Annotated in this window: 1 rRNA gene; it reads left to right on the plus strand. The window is 56.1% G+C overall.

Annotation, left to right across the window (positions count from 1 at the left end):
• Positions 1-223 (plus strand): 16S ribosomal RNA (locus tag WFP70_RS26690); the annotation flags it as partial.

The following is a 223-nucleotide window of genomic DNA, read 5'->3' on the forward strand; positions in this document are numbered from 1 at the left end:
AGTTTGATCATGGCTCAGATTGAACGCTGGCGGCAGGCCTAACACATGCAAGTCGAACGGTAGCACAGAGAGCTTGCTCTTGGGTGACGAGTGGCGGACGGGTGAGTAATGCCTGGGAAACTGCCCGATGGAGGGGGATAACTACTGGAAACGGTAGCTAATACCGCATAACGTCTTCGGACCAAAGTGGGGGACCTTCGGGCCTCACACCATCGGATGTGCC

Origin of the sequence: Pantoea sp. USMM079 (assembly GCF_037153115.1) — a bacterium.
Taxonomy (GTDB): Bacteria; Pseudomonadota; Gammaproteobacteria; order Enterobacterales; family Enterobacteriaceae; genus Pantoea; species Pantoea communis.